The organism is Ochrobactrum sp. WV_118_8 (assembly GCF_039631535.1).
Classification (GTDB): domain Bacteria; phylum Pseudomonadota; class Alphaproteobacteria; order Rhizobiales; family Rhizobiaceae; genus Brucella; species Brucella anthropi.
Map to the genome: position 1 here is coordinate 1,793,415 of NZ_JBDIUZ010000001.1, position 19,084 is coordinate 1,812,498.

Consider the following 19,084-nt stretch of genomic DNA (forward strand, 5'->3'; position numbering starts at 1 on the left):
GCGCATTGGCATAAATGTGCAAGCGGCGGCACTGAGGCCGCCGCTTTTTATTTCTGTATCGAAGCCTTATTCGGCAGCGGCTTCAGGAAGCTTGATGCTACCGCCAGCCTTTTCGATCTTTTCGACCGCAGCCTTGGAAGCACCGGCTACCTCGAAAGCAACCTTTACCTTCAGCTCGCCGTCCGAAAGGATGCGAACGCCGTCTTTGGCACGACGAATCACGCCAGCAGCCTTCAGCGAATCGAGGTTCACAACTGCCTTGGCATCAAGCTTGCCTGCATCGATAGCGGCCTGAACACGGCCGAGCGACACAACGTTGAAGCTCTTTGCGAAGATGTTGGTGAAGCCGCGCTTCGGCAGACGGCGGTAGATTGGCATCTGGCCGCCTTCGAAGCCGTTGATCGCGACGCCCGAACGGGACTTCTGCCCCTTGACACCACGACCACCGGTCTTGCCGGTGCCCGAACCGATACCGCGGCCAACACGCTTGCGTGCTTTGACCGAACCTGGCTTGTCACGCAGATCGTTGAGTTTCATATCTCTATCTCCTGCGCTATCACGCCTCGTCCACAACTCGAACGAGGTGTGGAAGCTTGGCGATCATGCCACGAACTGCCGGAGTATCTTCCAGCGTGCTGCGGCGGTGCATTTTATTAAGACCCAGACCGATCAGCGTTGCGCGCTGCTCGGCTGGACGACGGATTGGGCTTCCGATCTGCTCGACCGTAACCGTCTTGCCCTTCTTCTCAGCCATCACTCAAATCCCTTGTCTATGGCGTATCCGGTGGCCTGAGCGGCCCCGGACGAACACAAACTATCGGCTACTCTTCCGAACCGACCACATCATGGCGGCGAGCCTGAAGGGTCGAGTACTTGATGCCGCGCTGTGCAGCGATGTCCTTCGGATGCATCTGATGCTTCAGAGCATCGAACGTCGCACGAACCATGTTGTAAGGGTTCGACGAACCAAGCGACTTGGCGACAACGTCCTGAACGCCGAGCGTTTCGAACACTGCACGCATCGGACCACCGGCGATGATACCCTTACCAGCAGGAGCTGCGCGGAGCAGAACCTTGCCGGCGCCGTGACGGCCTTCAACATCGTGGTGCAGCGTACGGCCCGAACGCAGCGGTACGAAGATCATGTCGCGCTTGGCAGCTTCCGTAGCCTTACGGATAGCTTCCGGCACTTCACGAGCCTTGCCATGACCGAAGCCTACGCGGCCCTTCTGGTCGCCAACAACGACGAGCGCAGCAAAACCGAAGCGACGGCCGCCCTTGACGACCTTGGCAACGCGGTTGATGTGAACGAGCTTATCGACGAATTCGCTGTCGCGCTCCTCACGGCCGCGATCTTCGCGGTTACGTTCTCTCTGTGCCATATCCTGATTTCCTTTTTCTTTTCCGGAAGCACAAAATGCTATTAGAAGCTCAGTCCGCCTTCGCGGGCAGCTTCGGCGAGAGCCTTCACACGGCCGTGGTAAATGAATGCACCACGGTCGAACACTACTTCGCTGACGCCTGCTTTAACGGCACGCTCGGCGACCAGCTTGCCAACTGCAGCTGCTGCTGCGGAGTCGGCGCCAGTCTTGAGCTTGCCCTTCAGGTCGCCATCCAGGGTCGAAGCAGCGGCGATGGTAACACCGCGAACGTCGTCGATAACCTGAACGTAGATGTTCTTGGAAGAGCGGTGCACGCTGAGACGCGGACGGCCGTTTGCAACAGCCTTGACCTGACGGCGTACACGAGCAGCGCGACGCTGCAAAGTTTCTTTTGGCGATGCCATGACGCGCTTCCCTTACTTCTTCTTGCCTTCTTTGCGGACGATCTTCTCGCCAGCATACTTGACGCCCTTGCCCTTGTAAGGCTCGGGGCCGCGATATTCGCGGATCTCAGCCGCGACCTGACCGACCTGCTGCTTGTCGATACCGGTGACGACGATTTCCGTCGGCTTCGGAACGGCAACAGTGATGCCAGCAGGCACGTCGTAGACCACTTCGTGGCTGAAGCCGAGCGAAAGCTGCAGGTTCTTACCCTGCATGGCAGCACGGTAACCGACGCCGCTGATTTCGAGCTTCTTTTCGAAGCCGTCCTTCACGCCAACAAAAATGTTGGAGATCATCGTGCGGGACATGCCCCACTTCGAACGAGCTTCCTTCGACTGGTCGCGCGGATCGACGCTGACAGCGCCGTCTTCCATCTTGACCAGAACTTCATCGTGCACGACGAAGGAGAGTTCACCCTTCGCGCCCTTGGCCTTGACGATCTGCCCATCAACACTGGCGGTCACGCCTGCCGGGACCGGCACGGGTTTTTTACCGATACGAGACATTTTAATACCTGTCTTTTATCTGTTCGCTGTCAACCGCATCAGAAGATGCGGCAGAGCAGCTCACCACCAACGTTTTGTTCACGGGCTTCATGATCAGCCATCACACCCTTAGGGGTGGACAGGATCGAGATGCCAAGACCATTCGCAACCTGCGGGATCGACTTGACCGACACGTATACACGGCGGCCAGGCTTCGAAACGCGGGTCAGTTCACGAATGACTGGAACGCCTTCATAGTACTTCAGTTCGATTTCGATCTCGGCTTTGCCGTTCACGAATTCACTCTGCGTGTATCCGCGGATGTAACCTTCAGACTGAAGAACATCAAGAACGCGAGCGCGCAACTTGGAAGCCGGGGTCGAAACCTTGGTCTTCTTGCGGCCTACTGCGTTACGAATACGGGTCAGCATGTCGCCGATAGGATCTGACACAGACATATGCTACTCCTTACCAGCTCGACTTGACGATGCCCGGGATCTGACCGAGCGAACCCAACTGACGGAGCGCAATACGCGACATCTTCAGTTTACGGTAATAACCACGCGGACGGCCCGAAACTTCGCAACGATTGCGAATACGAACCTTCGATGAATTGCGCGGCAGTTCGGCAAGCCGGATAGTGGCGCGGAAGCGCTCCTCCAGCGGAAGGCCCTGATCCATTACGATCGCCTTCAGACGTGCACGCTTGTCAGCATGACGCTTAACCAACTTTTCGCGGCGCTTGTTTTTTTCGACTGCGCTAGTCTTGGCCATATTATTATACCTCGCTACGCTTGCCGTTACTGCCGGAAGGGGAAGTTGAATGCACGCAGAAGAGCGCGCGCTTCATCATCCGTCTTGGCGGTCGTGCAAACGATGATGTCCATGCCCCAGATCTGATCAACCTTATCGTAGTTGATTTCCGGAAACACGATGTGCTCCTTGATACCCATGGCATAGTTGCCACGTCCGTCAAAGCTCTTCGGGTTCAGGCCGCGGAAGTCGCGAACGCGAGGAAGAGCGATCGTGATGAAACGATCAAGGAATTCGTACATGCGGTCCTGGCGAAGGGTGACCTTCGTGCCGATCGGCATGCCTTCACGCAACTTGAATGTTGCGATCGAGTTACGGGCGCGGGTGATAACAGCCTTTTGACCAGCAATCAAGCCAAGGTCTTCAGCAGCTACAGCCGGCTTCTTGGAGTCGCCAGTGGCTTCGCCAACGCCCATGTTGAGGACAACCTTGGTGATGCGTGGGATCTGCATCTCGTTGTCGTATTTGAATTCTTCAAGCAGAGCCTTACGAATGTTTTCGTTGTAAAGCTTCTTGAAGCGGGGAAGTGCCTTAGCTTCAGCCATCGATCAGCGCTCCAGAACGTTTTGCGACACGAACCTTCTTGCCGTCCTCGACGCGGAAACCGACGCGGGTCGGCTTACCGTCCTTGGGATCAGCAATTGCCAGGTTGGACAGGTGGATCGGCGCTTCCTTGGAGATAATGCCGGCTTCCTGGGTCTGGGTCTGACGCTGATGACGCTTCACAACGTTGATACCGCGAACGAGCGCCTGCTCGTCCTTAGGCATAACCTTGAGAACTTCGCCTTTACGGCCCTTGTCCTTACCGGACAGCACGACAACGCTGTCGCCTTTGCGAATCTTCTGCATCGTCTTGCTTCCTTACAGAACTTCCGGGGCCAGCGAGATGATCTTCATGTGGTTCTTTGCGCGAAGTTCGCGCGGAACCGGTCCGAAGATACGCGTGCCGATCGGCTCTTTCTTGTTATCGATGAGAACGGCTGCATTGTTATCGAAACGAATAACGCTGCCGTCCGGACGACGGATGTCCTTGGCGGTGCGTACAACAACCGCCTTCATCACATCACCCTTTTTGACGCGGCCGCGCGGAATAGCTTCCTTGATCGACACCACAATGATGTCGCCAACGGAAGCGTAACGCCGCTTCGAGCCGCCCAGCACCTTGATGCACATGACACGACGTGCGCCGGAGTTATCCGCCACGTCGAGGTTTGTTTGCATCTGAATCATGACTGGCCGCCTTCTTTCCTCTCAGCTGGTTAAGGGCTCCTGCCCTACCTAAGCTGCGTGTTTATAATTTAGCCTGCTGCTTCGTTCGTGAGAACGACCCAGCGTTTGTCCTTCGAGATTGGAGCCGATTCCTGAATGGAAACGAGATCGCCAACCTTGAACTGGTTGTTTTCGTCATGCGCCTTGTACTTCTTAGACTGACGCACGGTCTTCTGGAGGAGCGGATGCGAATAGCGGCGCTCAACCTTGACCACAACAGTCTTGTCATTCTTGTCGCTGACGACAACGCCCTGCAGAACGCGTTTAGGCATTATATTTTTCCTTATGCCTTGCTTGCGGCCGCCTTCTGGCGGGCAATAGTCTTAATACGCGCGATGTCGCGGCGAACCTGCTTCACGCGCGCGGTTTTTTCGAGCTGGCCGGTGGCCTTCTGAAAGCGCAGGTTGAACTGCTCTTTCTTCAGGGTGCCCAGCTCGTCATTCAGTTGATCGAGGCTCTTCGCCCGAACGTCTGCGGCTTTCATAGTTGCCTCTCTCTTATTCAGCAATGCGCTGGATAAAGCGCGTCTTGATCGGCAACTTTGCTGCGCCGAGTCTGAGGGCTTCGCGTGCCACATCTTCGGGTACGCCGTCAAGCTCAAACATCACGCGACCTGGTGCCACACGGCATGCCCAGTAGTCAACCGAACCCTTACCTTTACCCATACGGACTTCGGTAGGCTTCGACGTAACTGGCAGGTCAGGGAAGATGCGGATCCACACGCGGCCGGCACGCTTCATGTGACGGGTGATCGCGCGGCGGGCCGCTTCGATCTGACGTGCAGTGACGCGTTCCGGCTCAACGGCCTTCAAACCGAATGCACCGAAATTCAGATCCGTGCCGCCTTTCGAGTTGCCGTGAATACGGCCCTTGAACTGCTTGCGGAACTTGGTGCGCTTAGGCTGCATCATTGTTCTCTACTCCAAATTTCTCGCCCGCGGCCCGCTTTTTAAGCGTTTTCGCGGCGGCGGTTCGACGAGGAACCCTGATTGTCACCCTCGACCGCACGACGCTCGGAAGCCATCGGATCGTGTTCAAGAATCTCGCCCTTGAAGACCCAGACCTTCACGCCGCAGATACCATAAGCGGTCTTCGCTTCTGCCGTGCCGTAGTCGATATCGGCGCGAAGCGTATGAAGCGGAACGCGACCTTCACGGTACCATTCCATGCGAGCGATTTCCGCGCCACCCAGACGACCCGAGCAGTTGATACGGATACCTTCGGCTCCAAGACGCATTGCCGACTGAACGGCACGCTTCATGGCGCGACGGAATGCCACACGGCGTTCGAGCTGCTGAGCGATCGATTGAGCGATCAGCGTAGCGTCGATTTCCGGCTTGCGAACTTCAACGATGTTGAGCGACGTATCGGCATTGGTCATCTCGGAAAGCTTCTTGCGGAGCTTTTCGATGTCTGCACCCTTCTTGCCGATGATGATGCCCGGACGAGCCGAATGGATCGTCACGCGGCACTTCTTGTGCGGACGCTCGATTACGATCTTGGAGATCGCAGCCTGCTTCAGTTCCTCGGTGAGGAATTCGCGGATCTTGACATCTTCATGCAGCAGCTTGCCGTACTCACCGGTATTCGCGTACCAACGCGAATCCCAGGTGCGGTTGATGCCGAGACGAAGACCGATCGGATTAATCTTCTGACCCATTATGCGGCCTCCCCTTTTTCCGCGACTTCGCGGACAACAATGGTGAGATGCGAAAACGGCTTCTCGATACGGCTCGCGCGGCCACGGCCACGGACGTGGAAGCGCTTCATGACGATCGACTTACCTACATAGGCTTCGGCGACGATCAGAGAATCGACGTCGAGGTCATGGTTGTTTTCTGCGTTCGCAATTGCGGACTGGAGCGTCTTCTTAACCGTATCGGCGATCCGCTTACGCGAGAACGTCAGATCGGCAAGAGCCGCATTCACCTTCTTGCCGCGGATCATGCTCGCAACAAGGTTCAGCTTCTGCGGGCTGACGCGCAGCGTACGGGCAACAGCTTGCGCTTCGTTGTCCTTGAGCTGACGGGGAGCTTTAGCCTTGCCCATCGTTACTTCCTCTTCGACTTCTTGTCCGCGCCGTGACCGTAGTAGGTACGTGTAGGCGCGAATTCACCGAACTTGTGTCCGACCATTTCTTCCGAAATCGACACCGGCACATGCTTGTTGCCGTTGTAGACGCCGAAAGTCAGACCGACAAACTGCGGCAGGATGGTGGAGCGACGGCTCCACATCTTGATAACTTCATTACGACCGCCATCGCGTACCTTCTCAGCCTTCGTGAGAAGATAGCCATCGACGAACGGACCTTTCCAAACTGAACGAGCCACTTCAGACTACCTCTCTTACTTCTTGCGCTGATGGCGCGAACGCATGATGAACTTGTCGGTCGACTTGTTCGAGCGCGTCTTCTTGCCCTTCGTAGGCTTGCCCCACGGAGTGACAGGGTGACGACCACCCGACGTACGACCTTCACCACCACCATGCGGGTGATCAACCGGGTTCATAGCAACGCCGCGAACGTGCGGACGCTTGCCACGCCACACCGAACGACCGGCCTTACCGTCGTTGATGTTGCCGTGGTCCGGGTTGGACACTGCACCGACCGAAGCGAAGCAGGCACCTGGAACCAGACGCTGTTCACCGGAGTTGAGGCGCAGAATGGCCATGCCCTGATCGCGACCAACCAGCTGGGCGTAGGTGCCAGCCGAACGAGCGATCTGACCGCCCTTGCCAGGCTTCAGTTCGACGTTGTGAACGATCGTACCAACCGGCATGGAAGCGAGCGGCATTGCGTTGCCCGGCTTCACGTCAACGGAGTTGCCTGCAACAACCTTGTCACCAACAGCCAGACGCTGCGGAGCCAGGATGTATGCCAGTTCACCGTCTTCGTAACGGATCAGCGCGATGAACGCGGTGCGGTTCGGATCGTATTCCAGACGTTCGACAGTGCCGACGACGTCAAGCTTGCGACGCTTGAAATCGATGAAACGGTACGTACGCTTGTGACCACCGCCCTGAAAGCGAACAGTGATACGACCGGTGTTGTTACGGCCACCCTTCTTGGACAGACCTTCGGTCAGGGACTTGACCGGCTTGCCCTTGTAGAGTCCCGAACGGTCCACGATGACCAGCTGACGCTGGCCTGGCGTGATCGGATTAAAATGCTTGAGTGCCATTGTCTCTTACTCCATGGCCTCTCAGAGACCGGTCGAAACGTCGATGCTCTGGCCTTCGGCCAAAGTAACGATCGCTTTCTTGACGTCGCTCTGGCGCCCGATGAGGCCGCGGAACCGCTTAACCTTACCCTTGCGCACTGCAGTGTTGACTGCGGTAACCTTGACGCCGAACAGCGCTTCGACTGCAGCCTTGATTTCCGGCTTCGTTGCCTTGCGGGCTACGTTGAAGACAACCTGGTTGTGTTCGGAAACCATGGTGGACTTCTCGGTGATAACCGGGCTGACGATCACGTCGTAATGGCGAAGATCAGTCATTTGAAACGCTCCTCGAGGGCTTCGACAGCCGCCTTGGAAAGAACGAGCTTGCCGCGGCGAAGGATGTCGTAAACATTGATGCCCTGCACCGGCAGAACGTCGATGTTCGGGATGTTCGAAGCCGCGCGCTGGAAGTTCACGTCGATCTCTGCACCGCCGATGACGAGTGCATTTTCAAGACCGAGCTTGGCGAACTGCGAAACAAGCTGCTTCGTCTTGGCTTCCGTTGCAGCCAGATCATCGATGATGATCAGGTCAGATGCCTTTGCCTTTGCAGACAGGGCATGACGCAGGCCAAGAGCGCGAACCTTCTTCGGCAGATCGTGATCGTGCGAACGGACAACCGGTCCGTGAGCCTGACCACCACCGCGGAACTGCGGAGCGCGAGCCGAATGGTGACGAGCGCGACCCGTACCCTTCTGCTTGTACATCTTTGCGCCGGTGCGGCTTACGTCGCCACGGCCCTGAGCCTTATGGGAGCCCTGCTGGCGGCGAGCCAGCTGCCAGCGCACAACGCGCTGAAGAATGTCGTCACGCGGGTCGAGGCCGAAGATTTCTTCGTTCAGCTTGACCTTGCCGGCATCCTTGCCTTCAAGAGTGGTAATCGTGAGATCCATTATTCGGCTCCCTCAGTCGCGACAGCTTCAGCCTTCGCGGCACCTGCACGCAGAGCGGCCGGCTTCGGCGCGTTCTCAGGCAGCGAGACCTTTACCGCATCGCGCACGATGATCCAGGCGCCCTTGGAGCCAGGAACCGCACCGCGAACCAGAATGAGGCCGCGATCGCTGTCCGTCGAGACAACTTCAATATTCTGCGTGGTTACGCGGGTCTGGCCCATGTGACCAGCCATCTTCTTGCCCTTGAACACCTTACCCGGGTCCTGACGCTGACCGGTCGAGCCGTGAGCGCGGTGGGTAATGGAGTTACCATGGGAAGCGCGATGACCGGCGAAGTTATGACGCTTCATAACACCAGCAAAGCCCTTACCAATCGAAGTACCCGTCACATCGACCTTCTGGCCAGCGACGAAGTGTTCGGCGGTGATTTCAGCGCCGACTTCGAGGAGGTTGTCCGGCGAAACGCGGAATTCCGCGACCTTCGCCTTTGGCTCGACCTCGGCCTTCGCGAAATGACCGCGCATAGCCTTGGACGTGTTCTTTACCTTGGCAAGTCCAACGCCAAGCTGAACAGCCGTGTAACCATTCTTTTCAACTGTACGCTGAGCTACCACGTGGCAATTCTCCATGCGGAGAACCGTCACCGGCACATGCTCGCCGGCGTCGTTATAGACGCGGGTCATGCCCAGCTTCTGTGCAATAACACCTGAACGCATCGGGTTCGTTCCTTCCGTCCTCAAGCCGATTAAAGCTTGATCTCGACATCGACACCGGCGGACAGATCGAGCTTCATCAGCGCGTCCACCGTCTGCGGGGTCGGGTCAACGATATCGAGAAGACGCTTGTGCGTGCGCATCTCGAACTGCTCGCGGCTCTTCTTGTCGATGTGCGGCGACCGGTTAACCGTGAACTTCTCGATCCGCGTAGGAAGCGGGATCGGTCCGCGCACATTTGCACCGGTACGCTTGGCAGTCGACACGATTTCCCGCGTCGAAGCGTCAAGGATCCGATGATCAAACGCCTTGAGGCGAATGCGGATGTTTTGACCGTTCATTTCATCTGTTCCTTGTTACGCGGGAACGCTCGCTCCAAAGCGAGCGTTCCTGCACAAACCTTCATTACTCGATGATCGAGGAGACGATGCCTGCACCGACGGTGCGGCCGCCTTCACGGATAGCGAAGCGGAGCTTCTCTTCCATGGCGATCGGCACGATCAGGGTGACGTCCATAGCGACGTTGTCGCCAGGCATAACCATTTCCGTGCCTTCCGGCAGCGTGACAACACCGGTCACGTCCGTCGTGCGGAAGTAGAACTGCGGACGGTAGTTCGTGAAGAACGGCGTATGACGGCCACCTTCGTCCTTGGTCAGAATGTAGGCTTCTGCCTTGAACTTGGTGTGCGGCTTCACAGAACCCGGCTTGCAGAGAACCTGGCCGCGTTCAACGTCTTCACGGCCAACGCCGCGGATCAGAGCGCCGATGTTGTCGCCAGCCTGGCCCTGGTCGAGCAGCTTGCGGAACATTTCAACGCCGGTAACCGTCGTCTTCGCCGTCGCCTTGATGCCGACGATTTCAACTTCTTCACCAACCTTGACGATACCGCGCTCAACGCGACCCGTCACAACCGTACCACGGCCCGAGATCGAGAACACGTCTTCGATCGGCATCAGGAACGGCTGGTCGATCGGACGTTCCGGGGTCGGAATGTAGTCGTCAACAGCGGCCATCAGCGAACGAACGGCGTCTTCGCCCAGTTCCTTCGAAGAATCTTCCAGAGCAGCAAGAGCCGAGCCCTTGATGATCGGAACTTCGTCGCCCGGGAAGTCGTACTTCGACAGAAGTTCGCGGACTTCCAGTTCAACCAGTTCGAGCAGTTCTGCATCGTCAACCTGGTCGCACTTGTTCAGGAACACGACGATTGCCGGAACGCCAACCTGACGAGCGAGCAGGATGTGCTCACGGGTCTGCGGCATCGGGCCGTCAGCGGCCGAAACAACCAGAATTGCGCCGTCCATCTGGGCAGCACCGGTGATCATGTTCTTCACATAGTCAGCGTGACCTGGGCAGTCGACGTGTGCATAGTGACGGTTCGGCGTTTCGTACTCGACGTGTGCCGTCGAGATCGTGATGCCGCGGGCGCGCTCTTCAGGAGCGGCGTCGATCTGGTCATACGCCTTGAACTCGCCGAAAAACTTCGTGATCGCTGCAGTCAGCGACGTCTTGCCATGGTCAACGTGACCAATCGTGCCGATGTTAACGTGGGGCTTCGTACGTTCAAACTTACTCTTTGCCATTTGAGCTCTCCGTAAATTTAGCCTGCTCAGGCATTCTTTTAATTGGGAGCGTGACCCTTAGGTCACGCAAACTTCTTCTGGATTTCCTGTGCGACCGCCGTCGGAACCGGCTCATAATGGTCGAACTGCATCGTGTACTGTGCACGGCCCTGGGACATCGAACGCAGGTTGTTCACGTAACCAAACATGTTGGCGAGTGGAACATTTGCATTGACGACCGTGGCGATGCCGCGGGCTTCGGTGCCGGAAATCTGACCGCGACGCGAGTTCAGATCGCCGATAACGTCACCAACGTAATCTTCCGGCGTGACAACCTCGACCTTCATGATCGGCTCGAGGAGCTGAGCGCCTGCCTTCTGCGCACCTTCACGGAACGCTGCACGGGACGCGATTTCGAAGGCGAGAACAGACGAGTCAACGTCATGGTATGCGCCGTCGATCAGGGTGGCCTTCACGCCGAGCATCGGGAAGCCAGCCAGCGGGCCTGCACCCATGACGCTTTCGATACCCTTCTGGACACCCGGAATGTATTCCTTCGGAACCGAGCCGCCGACGATCTTCGATTCGAAGATGAAATCGTCGCCATCATGCGGTTCGAAGATGATCTTAACGCGAGCGAACTGACCCGAACCACCCGACTGCTTCTTGTGGGTGTAATCGATTTCAGCCTGACGGGTGATCGATTCACGGTAAGCAACCTGCGGGGCACCGACGTTGGCTTCAACCTTGAATTCGCGCTTCATGCGATCGACGAGAATGTCGAGGTGAAGTTCGCCCATGCCGGCGATGATGGTCTGACCGGATTCTTCGTCCGACTTGACGCGGAAAGAAGGATCTTCGGCAGCCAGACGATTGAGCGCAATGCCCATCTTTTCCTGGTCGGCCTTGGTCTTCGGCTCGATAGCGATTTCGATAACCGGATCCGGGAATTCCATGCGCTCGAGGATAACTGGCTTCAGCGGATCGCAGAGCGTATCGCCAGTGGTGGTTTCCTTGAGGCCAGCCAGAGCAACGATGTCGCCTGCAAAGGCTTCTTCGATGTCTTCACGGCTGTTGGAGTGCATCTGCAACATACGGCCGATACGCTCACGCTTGCCCTTGACGGTGTTTTCGAGCGAAACGCCCTTGGTCAGCTTGCCCGAGTAGATACGAGCAAAGGTCAGCGAACCAACGAACGGGTCGTTCATGATCTTGAATGCGAGCATCGAAAGCGGTGCTTCATCCGAAGATTCACGGGTGGTTTCGGTTTCCGTCTTGACGTCGATGCCCTTGATCGCTGGCACGTCGGTCGGAGCCGGAAGGAATTCCACAACAGCGTCCAGAAGCGGCTGAACGCCACGGTTCTTGAACGCGGTACCGCAAAGGATCGGGTGGAACTTGACCTCGATGGTGCCCTTACGGATCAGCGCACGGAGCTGTTCGTTCGTAGGCATCGTGCCTTCGAGGTAAGCTTCCATGGCAGCTTCGTCGATTTCCACAGCCAGCTCGATGAGCTTTTCGCGGTATTCTTCAGCCTGATCCTTGAGATGCTCAGGAATTTCACCAACGGTCGCAGCTGCGCCGATCGTGCCATCCCAGGTCAGAGCCTTCATTTCGATCAGGTCGATGACGCCTTCGAACTCGTTTTCAGCGCCGATCGGCAGCTGAACCGGAAGTGCTACTGCGCCAAGACGCGAACCGACCATTTCTACGCAACGGTAGAAATCGGCACCGATCTTGTCCATCTTGTTGACGAAGACCATACGCGGGACGTGGTACTTTTCAGCCTGACGCCACACGGTTTCGGTCTGAGGCTCAACGCCAGCGTTGGCATCGAGCAGTGCAATTGCGCCGTCGAGAACGCGGAGCGAACGTTCAACTTCAATCGTGAAGTCAACGTGGCCCGGCGTGTCGATGATGTTGAAGCGGCGCTTTTTGCCATCCTGACCCTGCCAGAACGTGGTCGTGGCAGCGGACGTGATGGTGATACCGCGTTCCTGCTCCTGCTCCATCCAGTCCATGGTCGACGCACCATCGTGGGTTTCGCCGATCTTATGGTTCTTACCGGTATAGAACAGAATGCGCTCGGTCATCGTCGTCTTACCGGCGTCGATGTGAGCCATGATACCGAAATTGCGGTAGTCTTCGATTTTATATTCGCGGGCCATGATAGTCGCTCTTTGAATAGGTTTCGACGATTACCAGCGGTAATGCGAGAAGGCGCGGTTGGCTTCAGCCATGCGGTGCGTGTCTTCACGCTTCTTCACAGCAGAACCACGGTTGTTAGCAGCGTCAAGCAGCTCACCGGAAAGACGATCGATCATCGTCGTCTCGTTACGGCCACGAGCAGCATTGATGAGCCAACGGATGGCAAGTGCCTGGCGGCGTTCTGGACGCACATCAACCGGAACCTGATAGGTTGCACCACCAACGCGGCGCGAACGGACTTCGATGTGCGGAGCTACATTGTCGAGCGCCTGATGGAACAGCGCGACCGGCTCGGACTTGGCCTTGGCTTCGATTACATCGAGCGCACCGTAAACGATGCTTTCAGCAACCGACTTCTTGCCATGAAGCATGACTGCATTCATGAACTTCGTGATAACGAGATCGCCGAACTTCGGATCCGGATTGATCTCACGCTTCTCAGCCTTATGGCGTCTGGACATTTCGTCTCTTCTTTCAATTACATCGGGCTCAGCTCGCCTTCTGGCGGCCGGTATCCCCGGAAAATCTTACTTCGGACGCTTTGCACCGTACTTCGAACGGCGCTGCTTGCGGTTCTTGACACCCTGGGTATCGAGAACGCCGCGGATGATGTGGTAACGCACACCCGGCAAGTCCTTTACACGACCGCCGCGGATCATGACGACGGAGTGCTCCTGCAGGTTATGCCCTTCACCAGGGATATAACCAATGACTTCGAAGCCGTTCGTCAGACGAACCTTGGCAACCTTACGGAGAGCCGAGTTCGGCTTCTTCGGGGTCGTCGTGTAAACGCGGGTGCAAACGCCGCGCTTCTGAGGGTTTGCCTGCAGTGCAGGAACCTTATTACGCTTTACCGGCGCAATGCGCGGCTTGCGGATAAGCTGGTTTACGGTTGGCATACAACCTTCCTCTATAAAAAATCTCGTATCCACGCCCATACGGGCCGTTTCACCGCCATGCTGATGCACGAATTCGGGACAAGTCACGACAACCGGTGACCACCCCGAACAAAAGCAGAGGAAGCTGACGCTTCATGCGAACGGCAAGTTGCATTTCGATCGTAAAACGAACCCTGTTTGAGATGAACTTCAGGGCGCGTCGCCCCGAAAAAGCTTGTCTCACATCGGCTCAGATGGGGTGCTGATACGTCTTTAGCGACGTTTCGTCAAGGGCAGCGGCTCAAGTTTCTTCAATGGACGGTCCGAAACCAGCGTTTTGGCTTCGCCCGGACAGGTTATTGCGCCGCATTTGACGTCCATTCGCTAATATTTCGCGATCAAAACCGTCATTTTCCTATGCAAGCATGGCGCAGCCACTTGGTAAAGGTTATTGAAGCACATCTGAGTCGAAACGCAACAGAATATTAAGGGTTTCTCAATGTCTTCCACATCCCCAATAGCCGGCGACGATTCGCCAACCGTCCATCTCGTCATTGCTGACGTCTGGAATGAAGGTGAAGAATCTCCGGTAGAAGTGCACCTGCTTTTGAAATCGGACGAGAATGAAGATCTCGTCCAGACGGTCCTCAGCATTCTTGCCGAAGAAGGCTACCATGAAGCCGAGCTTCTCGAGATGGGCACGCTGACCGAAGAACCGGAAGAAGAGCCGCACAAGAGTGCCTGGGCCACCGCGCTCAGCGGCGAAGTCGCGCTGATCGAGTTCGACGGCGACGACGAAGAAGAAGAATAAGCATCAGAAGAAAGTGCCGGTTCCGACCGGCATTTTTTTATCCAGCATCAAGCCGCACCCGCTTTTGCAGGAAATATCGAAATACAAAAAGGCCGCCTCGAAAGGCGGCCTTTCTCAGTTTCATATCTGTCGATCTTACTCGGCAGCGTTGTTGGTCATATCGACCAGCATTGCATTGGCTTCGGTAGAACCCGAAGACTTGCGGCGCTCATCGATGATCAGCTCGTCGCGTGCAGTTGCGATGCGACGGATCTGGTTGGTCATGCCGCCAGTACCGGCCGGAATGAGACGGCCGACGATGACGTTTTCCTTGAGACCCTGCAGCGTGTCCATCTTGCCGGCAACCGCAGCTTCGGTAAGCACGCGGGTCGTCTCCTGGAACGACGCAGCCGAGATGAACGAAGGCGTCTGCAGCGAAGCCTTGGTAATACCGAGGAGGACAGGATTGCCGGAACCCGGCTTCTTGCCTTCTTCGATAAGACGTTCGTTGATCTCTTCCAGCTCGATGCGGTCGACGTGGTCGCCCGGAATGTAACCGGTATCGCCGGATTCCGTGATTTCCACCTTCTGCAGCATCTGACGGACAATCACTTCGATGTGCTTGTCGTTGATCAAAACGCCCTGCAAACGATAGACTTCCTGGATTTCGTTCACGAGGTACGAAGCCAGAGCTTCGACGCCCTTGATCGCCAGAATGTCATGCGGTGCCGGGTTGCCGTCGAGGATGTACTCACCCTTTTCGATGACGTCACCGTCCTGAAGATGGAACGGCTTGCCCTTCGGAATGAGGTACTCGACCGGCTCGATCGTGTCGTCGTTCGGCTCGATGATGATGCGACGCTTGTTCTTGTAGTCGCGACCGAAACGAACGGTACCATCGATCTCGGCGATGACGGCATGGTCCTTCGGACGACGTGCTTCGAACAGTTCCGCAACGCGCGGCAGACCACCGGTGATGTCCTTGGTCTTGGCGCTTTCCATCGGCAGACGAGCGATAACGTCACCAGCCTTAACATGCGCGCCCGGCTCGACCGAAAGGATCGATTCCACGGAGAGCATGAAGCGGGCATCGCCACCCTTCGACAGTTTCAGAATCTTGCCGGCCTTGTCCTTGATGACCATGGCAGGCTTGAGGTCCGAACCGCGAGGGGTAGAACGCCAGTCGATAACGACGCGCTTGGTGATACCGGTCGACTCGTCAGCCGATTCCGAAACCGAGAGACCATCGACGAGATCTTCGAACTCAACGTAGCCTTCAACTTCGGTCATGATCGGACGGGTGTACGGATCCCACTCGGCAATACGCTGGCCGCGCTTGACCGTGTCGGCCTCATCAACAAACAGACGCGAACCGTAGGTCACGCGATGGACCGCACGTTCCTTGCCCGTATTGTCGAGGATCAGCACAGCCATGTTACGGCCCATCACCACGAGGTTGCCATCGGAGTTGCGAACCACATTGCGGTTACGCAGCTTGACGGTGCCTTCGTACGAAGCTTCGAGATACGAGCTGTCAACAACCTGTGCAGTACCGCCAAGGTGGAAGGTACGCATGGTGAGCTGAGTGCCCGGCTCGCCGATCGACTGAGCGGCGATAACGCCGACAGCTTCGCCCTGGTTGACCGGAGTACCGCGTGCAAGGTCGCGACCATAGCACTTGGCGCAAACGCCGTTGCGGGTTTCGCAGGTCAGGGCCGAGCGGATGCGGATCGACTGGATGGCAGCCTTCTCGATGATCTCGACGTCCTTTTCCTCGATCATGCGGCCAGCCTCGACGATGACTTCGCCGGTGGTCGGATGCAGGATCGGATCGAGAGCCGTACGGCCCAGAACGCGCTGGCCAATCGAAGCCACGATCTGGCCGGCATCGACGATCGGCTGCATGGTGAGACCGATTTCGGCGCCGCAATCGACTTCCGAAATGATCGCATCCTGTGCAACGTCAACGAGACGGCGGGTCAGGTAGCCCGAGTTAGCAGTCTTCAAGGCGGTGTCTGCCAGACCCTTACGGGCACCGTGGGTCGAGTTGAAGTACTCGTTAACGGTCAGGCCTTCCTTGAAGTTCGAGATGATCGGGGTTTCGATGATTTCACCCGACGGCTTGGCCATAAGGCCACGCATGCCGCCAAGCTGACGCATCTGGTTGACCGAACCACGGGCACCCGAATGCGACATCATGTAGACCGAGTTCATCTGCTTCTGGCGACCGGTCACCGGATCGAATTCGACGGCCTTCAGGCGCGCCATCATCTCTTCGGTGATCTTGTCGGTTGCCTTACCCCAGGCGTCGACGACCTTGTTGTACTTTTCGCCCTGAGTGATCAGGCCGTCATTGTACTGCTGTTCGTACTCGGTCGTAAGCGCTTCGGTGTCGGCAACGATCTTCGCCTTCGTATCCGGAATGACCATGTCATCCTTGCCGAAGGAAATGCCTGCACGGCAGGCATGCGCGAAGCCGAGCTGCATGATGCGATCGCAGAAGATAACCGTCTCTTTCTGACCACAATGGCGGTAGACGTGATCGATCATCTTGGAGATGTTCTTCTTTGTCATCTCCTGATTGCAGATGTCGAAAGGCACGTTGACGTTCTTCGGCAGCAGCTCACCGGTGATCATGCGGCCAGGCGTCGTGTCGTAGATCTTCGACACAGGCTTGCCTTCGGCATCGACCGTCTTGAAACGGCCCTTGATCTTGGTGTGCAGCGTAACGACCTTGTTTTCAAGCGCATGCTGCAGCTCGCCCATATCGGCGAACATCATGCCCTCGCCCGGCTCCTTGTCTGCCACGATGGACAGATAATAGAGGCCGAGAACCATGTCCTGCGAAGGAACGATGATCGGTGCGCCGTTGGCAGGGTGCAGGATGTTGTTGGTCGACATCATCAGCACGCGTGCTTCAAGCTGGGCTTCGAGCGACAGCGGAACGTGAACAGCCATCTGGTCACCGTCGAAGTCGGCGTTGAACGCCGTACAAACGAGCGGATGCAGCTGGATAGCCTTGCCTTCGATCAGCGTGGGTTCGAAGGCCTGGATACCAAGACGGTGCAGCGTAGGCGCGCGGTTCAGAAGAACCGGGTGCTCACGGATCACTTCGTCGAGGATATCCCAGACTTCCGGACGTTCCTTTTCAACCAGCTTCTTCGCCTGCTTGACGGTCGAGGAGTAACCCTTGGCGTCAAGACGTGCGTAGATGAATGGCTTGAACAGTTCGAGCGCCATCTTCTTCGGCAGGCCGCACTGGTGCAGCTTGAGTTCCGGACCGGTCACAATGACCGAACGACCGGAATAGTCGACGCGCTTGCCGAGCAGGTTCTGACGGAAGCGACCCTGCTTGCCCTTGAGCATGTCGGACAGCGACTTCAACGGACGCTTGTTAGCACCGGTGATGACGCGACCACGACGGCCGTTATCGAACAGCGCGTCCACAGCTTCCTGCAGCATGCGCTTTTCGTTACGGATGATGATGCCCGGTGCGCGCAGTTCGATCAGGCGCTTCAGACGGTTGTTACGGTTGATGACGCGGCGATAGAGATCGTTCAGATCCGACGTCGCGAAACGACCGCCATCCAGCGGCACGAGCGGACGCAGATCCGGCGGAATAACCGGAACGATCTTCATGATCATCCATTCCGGGCGGTTTCCCGACTCCAGGAAGTTTTCGACGATCTTCAGACGCTTCATCAGCTTCTTCTGCTTCAGGTCCGAAGTGGTCTCGGCAAGATCAACGCGCAGATCGGCGGCAATCTTTTCGAGTTCCATCGAAGCCAGAAGCTCGTAGATAGCTTCAGCACCAATGAGAGCCGTGAACTGATCTTCGCCGAACTCGTCGATGGCGATCATGTATTCCTCTTCCGAAAGAAGCTGATGCTCCTTCAGCGAGGTCAGGCCCGGTTCGGTAACAATGTAGTTCTCGAAGTACAGGACGCGCTCGATATCCTTGAGCGTCATGTCCAGGAGCGTGCCGATACGGCTCGGCAGCGACTTCAGGAACCAGATGTGGGCAACCGGGGCTGCGAGTTCGATGTGGCCCATGCGCTCGCGACGAACGCGCGAGAGCGTGACTTCCACGCCGCACTTTTCGCAGATGATGCCCTTGTATTTCATACGCTTGTACTTGCCGCACAAGCATTCATAGTCCTTGATCGGGCCAAAGATGCGCGCGCAGAAGAGACCATCGCGTTCAGGCTTGAACGTGCGGTAGTTGATCGTCTCCGGCTTCTTGATCTCGCCGTATGACCAGGACAGAATCTTCTCAGGGCTGGCAATCGAGATTCTGATGGAATCGAACGTCTGTGCCGGAGCCTGAGGATTGAAAAGATTCATGACCTCTTGGTTCATGCCGTTCTCCTTGAGGGCGATCCGTCGCCCTGTGTCGTCGATGACAAGCTGAAAATCCTTGCCATCCTGAAA

Annotated in this window: 27 protein-coding genes; 1 reads left to right on the forward strand and 26 read right to left on the reverse strand. The window is 56.9% G+C overall.

The features are described from left to right. Positions 1 to 66 precede the first annotated feature (66 nt). The 25 genes from rplO to rpsL form a co-directional block, all read right to left on the reverse strand. Positions 67 to 537 (reverse strand): 50S ribosomal protein L15, encoded by a 471-nt coding sequence (gene rplO / locus ABDF71_RS08610; protein ID WP_151663010.1) that lies wholly within the window; start codon positions 535 to 537, stop codon positions 67 to 69. Positions 538 to 556: 19 nt separating this feature from the next. Continuing rightward, positions 557 to 754 (reverse strand): 50S ribosomal protein L30, encoded by a 198-nt coding sequence (gene rpmD / locus ABDF71_RS08615; protein ID WP_002967737.1) that lies wholly within the window; start codon positions 752 to 754, stop codon positions 557 to 559. Positions 755 to 821: 67 nt separating this feature from the next. After that, positions 822 to 1,382, reverse strand: coding sequence for a 30S ribosomal protein S5 (gene rpsE / locus ABDF71_RS08620; protein WP_006467009.1), 561 nt, complete (start codon positions 1,380 to 1,382; stop codon positions 822 to 824). 41 nt (positions 1,383 to 1,423) lie between these two features. Continuing rightward, positions 1,424 to 1,786, reverse strand: a complete 363-nt coding sequence (rplR, locus tag ABDF71_RS08625) for a 50S ribosomal protein L18 (protein ID WP_010659924.1) — start codon at positions 1,784 to 1,786, stop codon at positions 1,424 to 1,426. 12 nt (positions 1,787 to 1,798) lie between these two features. Beyond that, positions 1,799 to 2,332 carry a 50S ribosomal protein L6 gene (gene rplF / locus ABDF71_RS08630; protein ID WP_010659923.1) on the reverse strand — a complete coding sequence of 178 codons (534 nt, stop codon included), beginning with the start codon at positions 2,330 to 2,332 and terminating at the stop codon, positions 1,799 to 1,801. Positions 2,333 to 2,370: 38 nt separating this feature from the next. After that, positions 2,371 to 2,769, reverse strand: coding sequence for a 30S ribosomal protein S8 (rpsH, locus tag ABDF71_RS08635; RefSeq protein WP_007875325.1), 399 nt, complete (start codon positions 2,767 to 2,769; stop codon positions 2,371 to 2,373). Between the two features lie 10 nt (positions 2,770 to 2,779). Beyond that, positions 2,780 to 3,085, reverse strand: a complete 306-nt coding sequence (rpsN, locus tag ABDF71_RS08640; protein WP_010659922.1) for a 30S ribosomal protein S14 — start codon at positions 3,083 to 3,085, stop codon at positions 2,780 to 2,782. A 26-nt stretch (positions 3,086 to 3,111) separates the two neighbouring features. After that, the gene (gene rplE, locus ABDF71_RS08645) at positions 3,112 to 3,669 is read right to left on the reverse strand and encodes a 50S ribosomal protein L5 (protein ID WP_010659921.1); all 558 of its coding nucleotides are present in this window, start codon (positions 3,667 to 3,669) and stop codon (positions 3,112 to 3,114) included. Then, a complete protein-coding gene (gene rplX, locus ABDF71_RS08650; protein ID WP_010659920.1) occupies positions 3,662 to 3,973 on the reverse strand; it encodes a 50S ribosomal protein L24 in 312 nt (103 codons plus the stop codon). The genes rplE and rplX overlap by 8 nt, the downstream gene beginning before the upstream one ends. A gap of 12 nt (positions 3,974 to 3,985) precedes the next feature. Then, positions 3,986 to 4,354 (reverse strand): 50S ribosomal protein L14, encoded by a 369-nt coding sequence (gene rplN / locus ABDF71_RS08655; RefSeq protein WP_004683923.1) that lies wholly within the window; start codon positions 4,352 to 4,354, stop codon positions 3,986 to 3,988. A 68-nt stretch (positions 4,355 to 4,422) separates the two neighbouring features. Further along, positions 4,423 to 4,665 (reverse strand): 30S ribosomal protein S17, encoded by a 243-nt coding sequence (gene rpsQ, locus ABDF71_RS08660; RefSeq protein ID WP_010659919.1) that lies wholly within the window; start codon positions 4,663 to 4,665, stop codon positions 4,423 to 4,425. An 11-nt stretch (positions 4,666 to 4,676) separates the two neighbouring features. Then, the gene (gene rpmC / locus ABDF71_RS08665; protein ID WP_006467022.1) at positions 4,677 to 4,877 is read right to left on the reverse strand and encodes a 50S ribosomal protein L29; all 201 of its coding nucleotides are present in this window, start codon (positions 4,875 to 4,877) and stop codon (positions 4,677 to 4,679) included. 13 nt (positions 4,878 to 4,890) lie between these two features. Next, positions 4,891 to 5,304 (reverse strand): 50S ribosomal protein L16, encoded by a 414-nt coding sequence (rplP, locus tag ABDF71_RS08670; RefSeq protein WP_006467023.1) that lies wholly within the window; start codon positions 5,302 to 5,304, stop codon positions 4,891 to 4,893. A gap of 38 nt (positions 5,305 to 5,342) precedes the next feature. Beyond that, positions 5,343 to 6,053: a 30S ribosomal protein S3 gene (rpsC, locus tag ABDF71_RS08675; RefSeq protein ID WP_006467024.1), complete on the reverse strand. Its 711-nt coding sequence runs from the start codon at positions 6,051 to 6,053 to the stop codon at positions 5,343 to 5,345. Continuing rightward, positions 6,053 to 6,442, reverse strand: coding sequence for a 50S ribosomal protein L22 (rplV, locus tag ABDF71_RS08680; protein WP_010659918.1), 390 nt, complete (start codon positions 6,440 to 6,442; stop codon positions 6,053 to 6,055). The genes rpsC and rplV overlap by 1 nt, the downstream gene beginning before the upstream one ends. Positions 6,443 to 6,444: 2 nt before the next feature. After that, positions 6,445 to 6,723 carry a 30S ribosomal protein S19 gene (rpsS, locus tag ABDF71_RS08685; protein WP_151663009.1) on the reverse strand — a complete coding sequence of 93 codons (279 nt, stop codon included), beginning with the start codon at positions 6,721 to 6,723 and terminating at the stop codon, positions 6,445 to 6,447. Positions 6,724 to 6,738: 15 nt separating this feature from the next. Further along, the gene (gene rplB, locus ABDF71_RS08690; protein WP_010659916.1) at positions 6,739 to 7,572 is read right to left on the reverse strand and encodes a 50S ribosomal protein L2; all 834 of its coding nucleotides are present in this window, start codon (positions 7,570 to 7,572) and stop codon (positions 6,739 to 6,741) included. A 21-nt stretch (positions 7,573 to 7,593) separates the two neighbouring features. Further along, entirely contained in the window at positions 7,594 to 7,887 is a 294-nt protein-coding gene (locus tag ABDF71_RS08695; protein ID WP_006467028.1) for a 50S ribosomal protein L23, read from the reverse strand. Next, positions 7,884 to 8,504 carry a 50S ribosomal protein L4 gene (gene rplD, locus ABDF71_RS08700; protein WP_010659915.1) on the reverse strand — a complete coding sequence of 207 codons (621 nt, stop codon included), beginning with the start codon at positions 8,502 to 8,504 and terminating at the stop codon, positions 7,884 to 7,886. The genes ABDF71_RS08695 and rplD overlap by 4 nt, the downstream gene beginning before the upstream one ends. Continuing rightward, positions 8,504 to 9,220, reverse strand: coding sequence for a 50S ribosomal protein L3 (gene rplC / locus ABDF71_RS08705; RefSeq protein ID WP_012091910.1), 717 nt, complete (start codon positions 9,218 to 9,220; stop codon positions 8,504 to 8,506). The genes rplD and rplC overlap by 1 nt, the downstream gene beginning before the upstream one ends. Positions 9,221 to 9,249: 29 nt before the next feature. Further along, positions 9,250 to 9,558 carry a 30S ribosomal protein S10 gene (gene rpsJ, locus ABDF71_RS08710; protein ID WP_002964363.1) on the reverse strand — a complete coding sequence of 103 codons (309 nt, stop codon included), beginning with the start codon at positions 9,556 to 9,558 and terminating at the stop codon, positions 9,250 to 9,252. A 64-nt stretch (positions 9,559 to 9,622) separates the two neighbouring features. Next, a complete protein-coding gene (tuf, locus tag ABDF71_RS08715) occupies positions 9,623 to 10,798 on the reverse strand; it encodes an elongation factor Tu (RefSeq protein ID WP_012091906.1) in 1,176 nt (391 codons plus the stop codon). Between the two features lie 62 nt (positions 10,799 to 10,860). After that, a complete protein-coding gene (fusA, locus tag ABDF71_RS08720) occupies positions 10,861 to 12,945 on the reverse strand; it encodes an elongation factor G (protein ID WP_010659911.1) in 2,085 nt (694 codons plus the stop codon). Positions 12,946 to 12,975: 30 nt separating this feature from the next. Next, a complete protein-coding gene (rpsG, locus tag ABDF71_RS08725; protein ID WP_010659910.1) occupies positions 12,976 to 13,446 on the reverse strand; it encodes a 30S ribosomal protein S7 in 471 nt (156 codons plus the stop codon). Positions 13,447 to 13,512: 66 nt separating this feature from the next. After that, positions 13,513 to 13,884, reverse strand: a complete 372-nt coding sequence (gene rpsL / locus ABDF71_RS08730) for a 30S ribosomal protein S12 (RefSeq protein ID WP_006471111.1) — start codon at positions 13,882 to 13,884, stop codon at positions 13,513 to 13,515. A gap of 478 nt (positions 13,885 to 14,362) precedes the next feature. On the opposite strand from rpsL, the gene ABDF71_RS08735 reads away from it, so the two are divergent. Beyond that, on the forward strand, positions 14,363 to 14,674 hold the full coding sequence (locus ABDF71_RS08735) for a hypothetical protein (RefSeq protein WP_151663008.1): 312 nt from the start codon (positions 14,363 to 14,365) through the stop codon (positions 14,672 to 14,674). A gap of 135 nt (positions 14,675 to 14,809) precedes the next feature. Here ABDF71_RS08735 and rpoC read toward each other — a convergent pair whose 3' ends face one another. After that, a complete protein-coding gene (rpoC, locus tag ABDF71_RS08740) occupies positions 14,810 to 19,012 on the reverse strand; it encodes a DNA-directed RNA polymerase subunit beta' (RefSeq protein ID WP_151663007.1) in 4,203 nt (1,400 codons plus the stop codon). Positions 19,013 to 19,084: the final 72 nt, after the last annotated feature.

Excerpts from the sequence above, each read along its gene's own strand:
- rplO (WP_151663010.1), bottom strand. The coding sequence starts at position 537 with ATGAAACTCAACGATCTGCGTGACAAGCCAGGTTCGGTCAAAGCACGC.
- rpmD (WP_002967737.1), bottom strand. The coding sequence starts at position 754 with ATGGCTGAGAAGAAGGGCAAGACGGTTACGGTCGAGCAGATCGGAAGC.
- rpsE (WP_006467009.1), bottom strand. The coding sequence starts at position 1,382 with ATGGCACAGAGAGAACGTAACCGCGAAGATCGCGGCCGTGAGGAGCGC.
- rplR (WP_010659924.1), bottom strand. The coding sequence starts at position 1,786 with ATGGCATCGCCAAAAGAAACTTTGCAGCGTCGCGCTGCTCGTGTACGC.
- rplF (WP_010659923.1), bottom strand. The coding sequence starts at position 2,332 with ATGTCTCGTATCGGTAAAAAACCCGTGCCGGTCCCGGCAGGCGTGACC.
- rpsH (WP_007875325.1), bottom strand. The coding sequence starts at position 2,769 with ATGTCTGTGTCAGATCCTATCGGCGACATGCTGACCCGTATTCGTAAC.
- rpsN (WP_010659922.1), bottom strand. The coding sequence starts at position 3,085 with ATGGCCAAGACTAGCGCAGTCGAAAAAAACAAGCGCCGCGAAAAGTTG.
- rplE (WP_010659921.1), bottom strand. The coding sequence starts at position 3,669 with ATGGCTGAAGCTAAGGCACTTCCCCGCTTCAAGAAGCTTTACAACGAA.
- rplX (WP_010659920.1), bottom strand. The coding sequence starts at position 3,973 with ATGCAGAAGATTCGCAAAGGCGACAGCGTTGTCGTGCTGTCCGGTAAG.
- rplN (WP_004683923.1), bottom strand. The coding sequence starts at position 4,354 with ATGATTCAGATGCAAACAAACCTCGACGTGGCGGATAACTCCGGCGCA.
- rpsQ (WP_010659919.1), bottom strand. The coding sequence starts at position 4,665 with ATGCCTAAACGCGTTCTGCAGGGCGTTGTCGTCAGCGACAAGAATGAC.
- rpmC (WP_006467022.1), bottom strand. The coding sequence starts at position 4,877 with ATGAAAGCCGCAGACGTTCGGGCGAAGAGCCTCGATCAACTGAATGAC.
- rplP (WP_006467023.1), bottom strand. The coding sequence starts at position 5,304 with ATGATGCAGCCTAAGCGCACCAAGTTCCGCAAGCAGTTCAAGGGCCGT.
- rpsC (WP_006467024.1), bottom strand. The coding sequence starts at position 6,053 with ATGGGTCAGAAGATTAATCCGATCGGTCTTCGTCTCGGCATCAACCGC.
- rplV (WP_010659918.1), bottom strand. The coding sequence starts at position 6,442 with ATGGGCAAGGCTAAAGCTCCCCGTCAGCTCAAGGACAACGAAGCGCAA.
- rplB (WP_010659916.1), bottom strand. The coding sequence starts at position 7,572 with ATGGCACTCAAGCATTTTAATCCGATCACGCCAGGCCAGCGTCAGCTG.
- ABDF71_RS08695 (WP_006467028.1), bottom strand. The coding sequence starts at position 7,887 with ATGACTGATCTTCGCCATTACGACGTGATCGTCAGCCCGGTTATCACC.
- rplD (WP_010659915.1), bottom strand. The coding sequence starts at position 8,504 with ATGGATCTCACGATTACCACTCTTGAAGGCAAGGATGCCGGCAAGGTC.
- rplC (WP_012091910.1), bottom strand. The coding sequence starts at position 9,220 with ATGCGTTCAGGTGTTATTGCACAGAAGCTGGGCATGACCCGCGTCTAT.
- rpsJ (WP_002964363.1), bottom strand. The coding sequence starts at position 9,558 with ATGAACGGTCAAAACATCCGCATTCGCCTCAAGGCGTTTGATCATCGG.
- tuf (WP_012091906.1), bottom strand. The coding sequence starts at position 10,798 with ATGGCAAAGAGTAAGTTTGAACGTACGAAGCCCCACGTTAACATCGGC.
- fusA (WP_010659911.1), bottom strand. The coding sequence starts at position 12,945 with ATGGCCCGCGAATATAAAATCGAAGACTACCGCAATTTCGGTATCATG.
- rpsG (WP_010659910.1), bottom strand. The coding sequence starts at position 13,446 with ATGTCCAGACGCCATAAGGCTGAGAAGCGTGAGATCAATCCGGATCCG.
- rpsL (WP_006471111.1), bottom strand. The coding sequence starts at position 13,884 with ATGCCAACCGTAAACCAGCTTATCCGCAAGCCGCGCATTGCGCCGGTA.
- ABDF71_RS08735 (WP_151663008.1), top strand. The coding sequence starts at position 14,363 with ATGTCTTCCACATCCCCAATAGCCGGCGACGATTCGCCAACCGTCCAT.
- rpoC (WP_151663007.1), bottom strand. The coding sequence starts at position 19,012 with ATGAACCAAGAGGTCATGAATCTTTTCAATCCTCAGGCTCCGGCACAG.